The sequence below is a fragment of the Candidatus Endomicrobiellum pyrsonymphae genome (assembly GCF_020328025.1).
Lineage (GTDB): Bacteria > Elusimicrobiota > Endomicrobiia > Endomicrobiales > Endomicrobiaceae > Endomicrobiellum > Endomicrobiellum pyrsonymphae.
In genome coordinates this window covers 1-7,653 of sequence record NZ_JAIXMZ010000059.1, presented here as the reverse complement: position 1 = coordinate 7,653, position 7,653 = coordinate 1, and the positions used below count along the sequence as shown (strand labels likewise).

The 7,653-nt window shown below is 39.0% G+C and carries 2 protein-coding genes and 1 pseudogene; all 3 read left to right on the top strand.

The genetic code is table 11. The features are described from left to right. A partial coding sequence (gene rpoB / locus LE180_RS05420) for a DNA-directed RNA polymerase subunit beta (protein ID WP_374134438.1) occupies positions 1-2,430 on the top strand: 2,430 nt, incomplete at its 5' end. Further along, positions 2,423-7,168, top strand: coding sequence for a DNA-directed RNA polymerase subunit beta' (gene rpoC, locus LE180_RS05415; protein ID WP_374134437.1), 4,746 nt, complete (start codon positions 2,423-2,425; stop codon positions 7,166-7,168). The genes rpoB and rpoC, both read left to right, overlap by 8 nt. A 22-nt stretch (positions 7,169-7,190) precedes the next feature. Then, positions 7,191-7,442, top strand: a pseudogene (rpsL, locus tag LE180_RS05410) (30S ribosomal protein S12); the annotation flags it as partial. Positions 7,443-7,653: the final 211 nt, after the last annotated feature.

The window sequence follows — 7,653 nt, the reverse complement described above, 5'->3', positions numbered from 1 at the left end:
AGATCTATCACAAGTATTACTCAATTCGTGGTTCAAATAAGAAAGTTTTTTGGAACTTCACAACTTTCTCAATTCATGGATCAGATAAATCCTTTAGCAGAGCTCACTCATAAAAGAAGACTTTCAGCATTAGGACCTGGTGGATTGAACAGAAAGAGAGCAGGATTTGAAGTCAGGGACGTGCATCATACTCATTATGGAAGAGTTTGTCCTATTGAAACTCCAGAAGGTCCAAACATCGGGTTGATAACATCTTTGGCAACTTTTGCAAGAGTAAATCCTTACGGTTTAATAGAAACGCCGTATAAGAAAGTAGAAAACGGTAAAGCGACTGATAAAATTGAATACCTAACCGCGGACATAGAAGACGAATTCTTTGTTGCGCAGGCAAATACTCCTTTGGACAATAAGGGAAATATCCTGTCAGATTCGGTTCAGGGACGTAAATGGGATGATTTTTTGTTTCAGCCACCTGTGAAAGTTGACTACATGGATATTTCCCCAATGCAGGTAATATCTATTTCAGCGGGACTGATTCCTTTCTTGGAGCATGATGACGCAAACCGAGCGCTGATGGGTTGCAACATGCAGCGTCAGGGCGTTCCTTTGTTGGTAGCTGAACATCCTCTGGTTTCAACGGGTATCGAAGAAAAAGTGGCGAGAGACTCCGGTGTGGTTGTGGTTGCTAAATCAGATGGAGAAGTTGTGTCTGTTTCTTCCGATGAAATAATGATTTATTTAAAATCTGGTGAAACAGAGGTATATAGATTAAGAAAATATGCTCGCTCTAACCAAGATACGTGTATTGATCAAAAGCCTTTAGTGGTTTTGGGCGATGTTGTTAGGAAGGGGCAAATAATAGCGGATGGTCCTGCGACAAGCGAGGGGCAGCTTGCTCTAGGGCAAAACCTCCTTGTGGCATATATGACATGGGATGGATATAACTTCGAAGACGCGATGTTATTATCAGAGAAATTAATACAAGACGATAAGTTTACTTCAGTTCACATAAGAGAATTCCAAATCGAAGCGAGAGAAACAAAGGGTCACCCTGAAGAAATAACGAAAGATATTCCAAACGTAGGATCTGAAGATCTTTTGAATCTTGATGAAGATGGAGTAGTTAAGGTTGGAACAATGGTTCAAAGAGGTGATATTCTTGTAGGGAAAACATCTCCTAAGGGCGAGCAGCTGACAACTCCTGAAGAAAGACTTTTAAGAGTGTTGTTTGGTAAAAAAGCAGAGGATGTGCAAGATGCATCTCTTAGAGTTCCACCGGGAATATCAGGTAAAGTCATAGCGGTAAGAACTTTTATAAGACTTGAAAAGCTTACAGCGAAAGAAAAGAATAAAAAATTGGAAGAAATGCACGATGCTTATGAAGTGAAAAAAGCAAAGTTGCGCAAAGATAAAAGGAATCAGATTGCAGGCGCTAAGAAAGCCGAAATATCAAAAATAGAATCTCTTTATGCAATGAAAGAAGAGATATTAAAGCAAAATTACGCATCTGACAAAGAAAGATTTAATAAGGGTGACGATTTGCCTGTTTCTGTAAATAAAACTGTAAAGATTTACATTGCGGCAAAACTTAAAGTTCAGGTCGGGGATAAACTCGCAGGAAGGCACGGCAATAAGGGCATCGTTGCAAGAATTCTCCCCGTAGAAGATATGCCAAGACTCCCCGATGGAACGCCAGTTGATTGTGTTCTTTCTCCTCTTGCAATTCCTTCTCGTATGAACGTGGGACAGCTTCTTGAGATTATGTTAGGTTGGGCAGGAAGAGAACTTGGTACCCAGATGGTTACTCCGGTGTTTGACGGCGCGACCGAAGAGCAGATAAAAGACTATGTAGGAAAAGCAAAAGTAAAATTGTTGGAAGAGAAGAAGAAGATGTTGGTTGCTCGCGGACTAAAAGGCAAAGGTCTTGAAGCATCTTTGGATAAATTTGCAGCTGAAAGTTTGCCCACAAACGATTGCAGAATTACTCTCTATGATGGGAGAACGGGTGATCCGTTTATGGAAAAAGTTACTGTCGGCGTTATGTATGTCATGAAGCTTAACCATCTTGTAGAATATAAAATGCACGCTAGGTCCACAGGTCCATATTCTCTTATTACTCGTCAGCCGTTGGGCGGAAAAGCTCAGTTTGGAGGGCAGAGATTTGGAGAAATGGAAGTGTGGGCTATTGAAGGTTACGGGGCGGCTCATATATTGCAGGAGTTTTTAACAGTAAAATCAGATGATGTTGACGGAAGAGTGAAGATGTATGACTCAATCGTCAGAGGCGAGTCGATACCAGAGTCCGGTGTGCCTGAATCCTTTAAAGTTTTGGTAAGCGAGCTTAAAGCTCTGGGTCTTAACGTTGAACTTTTAAACAGCGCGCGAGATAGCCAAGAAAAAACGGAAGGTGTTAATAAAAATAATGGCTAAAACAAACTTTCAAAACCAAAAGAAAAAATCAGATAATCTCAATTTTGCAAAATTTGATGCTGTTAAAGTGACTGTTGCGAGTCCTGAGCAGGTACAGGCTTGGTCTTATGGTGAAGTTAAAAAGTCTGAGACGATTAACTATAGAACATTTAAACCGGAGAGAGATGGTTTGTTCTGTGATAGAATTTTTGGACCAACAAAAGATTGGGAATGTCATTGCGGAAAGTATAAGTATATAAAACACAAAGGAACAGTTTGTGACAGGTGCGGAGTTGAAGTGGCTGAATCTAAAGTAAGAAGAGAAAGGTTTGGTCATATTGATCTTGCTGTTCCTGTAGCTCATTTGTGGTTTTTAAGAAAACCTCCTTCAAGAATCGGAATTCTTTTAAATATGAAAATTTCCGATTTGAGAAAGGTCGTTTATTATACGAAATATGTTGTAACTGAAAGTTTGAAAGATCGCGCAGGAATTTCTTCTGTTGTTGAGAAAGGAATGCTTTTGAAAGAAGAAGAATTTGATTTGTTTAAGTACGGAATCAATAGTCCTGTGGTAAGAGAAGAATTTAAAGGTATACTTGACGGCGTTGTTGCTGAAGAGATAGTTTTGGATTCTGATTCTTCAAAAGCTTTAAAACAGCTTAAGCTCTTGATAAAGGGACAAGCAGATTTGGCAGGAATGTCTTCTGACGAAGCTGCAAAAAAAATAATCGCAAATATTGGAAAAGGCGATACGTACTACAAAGTTTATTTCAAGCCTCACGCAGTGTATTATTACAGCGATTTAGATTCATCGAGTCGCAGTGAAATAAAGAAAATTCTTTCTGATAAATTTGAGAAAGGCGAAACTGTTTCGATAACAGAGTCCGATAAAAAAATCAGAGTAGAGTTTTTTGATATAGAAAAAGACAAAGCTTATAAAGAGCTTAGAAAAGATGCAAAGATCCTTAAAAAATATGAAGGACGTTTAAGAATAGAAGTGTCAAAAAACGATATTCCTTTCATGAAGAGTTTTTCAAAACCTGACAGTGTTGTGTTGCTTGAAGAAAGCGATATAAAAAATATTCAGAATGGCTATGGTGATATTTTGAAGGTTGATATAGGCGCTGCTGCAATCAGGAAGCTACTAGAAGAAATTAAGTTGGATGAAGATGTAAAAGCGATTCACGCCGAAATAAAGAAAACAAAGTCAGATGCCGAAAGAGCAAGACTTATCAGAAAACTTAGGGTTACGGAAGGATTTTTAAATTCCAACACAAGACCTGAGTGGATGATTCTTACTACTCTTCCTGTAATACCGCCGGATTTAAGACCGTTGGTTGCTTTAGACGGCGGCAGGTTTGCAACATCTGATTTAAATGATTTGTATAGAAGAATTATCAATAGAAACAACAGACTCCGCCATATTGAGCAGTTGAAAGCTCCTGTTGTTATGATAAATAACGAGAAGAGACTTTTGCAGGAAGCTGTTGACGCTTTGATAGATAACGATTCAAGAACAAGACCTGTAACGGGTGCTGGTAACAGAGTGCTTAAGTCATTGTCTGACACGCTTAAGGGCAAACAAGGACGTTTCAGGCAGAATTTGCTTGGTAAAAGGGTTGATTATTCTGGAAGAAGCGTTATTGTTGTTGGTCCTAACTTGATGTTAAATCAGTGCGGACTTCCTAAAGAAATGGCGCTGGAACTTTTCAAGCCTTTCATTATTAGAGAATTAATAAAACAAGAAAATGTAACGCTTAAATCCGCAAGAAGAATGCTTGAAAGAGATGACGCAAAAGTTTGGAATATTCTTGAAAAAGTAACGCGAGATCATCCTGTTCTTTTAAACAGAGCTCCTACACTACACAGACTTGGTATTCAGGCATTTGAACCTGTTTTGGTTGAAGGAAAATCAATACAGCTTCATCCTCTCACTTGCGCGGCTTTCAACGCAGATTTCGATGGAGACCAGATGGCAGTCCATTTACCTATTTCTCTCAAAGCTCAGCTTGAAGCAAAAGTTTTAATGATGGCTACGGGAAATATTTTGTCGCCGTCATCAGGAAAGCCTATTGTCGTTCCTTCTCAGGATATGGTTTTGGGTAGTTGCTATCTTACGAAAGAGAAAATAGGAGTTCCGGGCGAAGGTAAGATTTTCTCGTCTGTTAGTGAACTAATGAGCGCCTATCAGTCTAGAAAAATAGATTTACAGGCAAAGATTAAAGTTGCAGGAATTACAAATATAAAAGATGAAAAACTTAAGGAACATGAACAACTAGATGTTACAAAGTGGAAGAATTATAAGGCCGAAGACGGCAAAGAAATTTTGAATTATACAACTGTTGGAAGAGTTATATTTAATGAGCGACTTCCTAAAAACGAAGACGGTTCGTATGCTTTGGATTATCAGAACAAGAACGTGACCAAGAAGGAACTTGGAAATCTTGTTGACAGATGTTATAAAGAACTCGGACAGTTTAGAACTACTGTTCTTTTGGATGAAATAAAAAAGTTGGGTTATAGATATGCGACGCTGGCCGGCGTTTCTATTTCTATAGACGAAATGAAAGTTCCTCCAAGAAAAGAAAAGATGGTAAAAGACGCAAAGGCTAAAATTAAAGAAATTGAAAAACAAGCCAAGCTTGGCTTGATAACAAAGTCGGAACGTTATAATAAGATCATCGATATTTGGACTAGAGTTACTGATGAAATTGCGGACATAATGTTTGATGAAATGAGAAAAGAAGAGACGGAAGTTTATAAGCCGGGTGAAAATCGTTTCAACTCGATATTTATGATGGCAGATTCAGGAGCAAGAGGGTCTAGACAGCAGATAAGCCAGCTTGCAGGTATGCGCGGACTTATGGCAAAACCGCAGAAGAAACTTACTGGAGGCATCGGTGAAATTATTGAAACACCAATTCTATCGAATTTTAGGGAAGGGCTTACGATTTTGGAATACTTTATTTCAACTCATGGGGGACGTAAAGGATTAGCGGATACTGCTTTGAAAACAGCAGAAGCTGGCTACTTGACAAGAAGACTTGTTGATGTATCTCATGATGTTGTTGTAAGGGGACATGATTGTGGAACCGTAAATGGCGTGTTCATTGGGACGTTATGTAGCGGTGATGAAATCGTTGAAAAAATAGATGAACGTGTTGTAGGCAGGACAGCGCTTGATAATGTCGTCGATATTGTTCGCGACGAAATCATAATAGAGAGGGGAGAACTTATAACTCCTGAAAAAGCTCAGAAGCTTATTGACGCAGGCATAGACAAAATTGGCATCAGAAGCGTTTTAACATGTGAGTCCGAACATGGTGTGTGCGCAAAATGTTACGGTGTAAATCCTGCAACTGGGAAACAGGTTGAAGTTGGCGAAGCTGTGGGTATTATTGCAGCTCAGTCGATTGGCGAGCCTGGCACACAGCTTACTCTTAGAACTTTTCATATCGGCGGAGCTGCAAGTCGTGTTGTTCAGCGTTCAGAAATCTATGCTGAAAATAATGGCGCAGTCGATTATTATAATCTAAAAACCATTAAGAATAGAGATGGCGAAACTGTGGTGTTAAGCAGAAATACGGAACTTGCATTTACGGAATATCCGATTCATCGCAGACAAGTTTACCAAATACCTTATGGAGCAGTGATTGAAGTTCAAGATGGTCAGAAGGTAGAGATTAAAGTTGATGCAGCTACAGGAATGAAGAAAAATGTATTGATAGCAAAGTGGGATCCGCACTCAAAACCAATTATTTCGGAATTTGAAGGAGTTGTGCATTTTGTCGATGTAAAAGACGGCGTAACTTTGCAGAAGGAAAAGTCAAAAATAACCGGACAGATTGAAAGAGTTATCATTGAGCATCCTGCCGATAGAAGAAGTCCTAGGATTGTTATTAAGAAAGATAACAAGATCATAGTAGAGTACCCACTTCCTGTTGATACGACGCTTGTTGCTTATGACGGTGATAAAATTAAAGCTGGTGATATTTTGGCAAAAATTCCTCAGGAAGTTTCGAAGTCAAGAGATATCACTGGCGGTTTGCCTAGAGTTGCAGAATTGTTTGAAGGAAGAAGACCTAAAAATGCAGCTGTTGTCTCAGAAATTGACGGGGTCGTTCATTTGAGTGGATCTACGGCAAAAGGTAGCATAAAGGTTGAAGTGGAAAATGTTGAAACGCAGATGAAGAAAAATTATCTCGTGCCTGCAGGGCGACATTTGGTTGTTTACGAAGGCGATAGAGTTAAAGAAGGCGAAGCTCTTTCCGACGGTGCGGTAAATCCTCATGATATTCTTAAAGTTAAAGGTCCTAAAGAAGTTCAGGAATATCTTGTTAACGAAATTCAGCAGGTTTACAGGCTTCAGGGTGTAACAATAAACGATAAGCATATTGAAATTATAGTCAGACAAATGCTATCTAATGTAAGAATAACCGATTCAGGGGATAGTCAGTATCTGAACGGCGAAATCGTTTCGAGACGCAAATATGATATGGATAGAAGAGTCGTTAAAGCTAAGAGAGGCAAAGCTCCTGTAGCGCATCCGATTTTGTTAGGCATAACAAAAGCTTCGTTATCTTCAGATTCATTTATTTCCGCTGCATCTTTCCAAGAGACGATCAGAATTTTAACTGAAGCTGCCGTTTCAGGTCAGATTGATCACTTGGTCGGATTGAAAGAAAATGTTTCTATAGGACACTTAATACCTGCAGGAACCGGACTTGTTGAAGCTAAACTAGTAAGAAGAAATAAATAAATTTATTTGAGGAAATAAAGACATGCCAACGATTAATCAGTTGATTGCAGATGGGAGAAAAGACGTAATTAAGAAAACAAAATCACCGGCGCTTAAAAATTGTCCGCAAAAAAGAGGCGTTTGCACAAGAGTTTATACGACAACACCTAAAAAGCCTAATTCTGCTTTGAGGAAAGTCGCAAGAGTGAGGTTTACGTCAGGATATGAGGTTTCTTCATATATTCCGGGCATAGGACATAATCTCCAGGAGCATTCGCTTGTTCTTATTCGCGGACAATTTTTAAGCGCCGGTGATTTTGTTTTCTTAATTACGTCTTTTCTCCCATCTGCAATCAACTGATTAATCGTTGGCATGTCTTTATTTCCTCAAATAAATAAATTTATTTGAGGAAATAAAGACATGCCAACGATTAATCAGTTGATTGCAGATGGGAGAAAAGACGTAATTAAGAAAACAAAATCACCGGCGCTTAAAAATTGTCCGC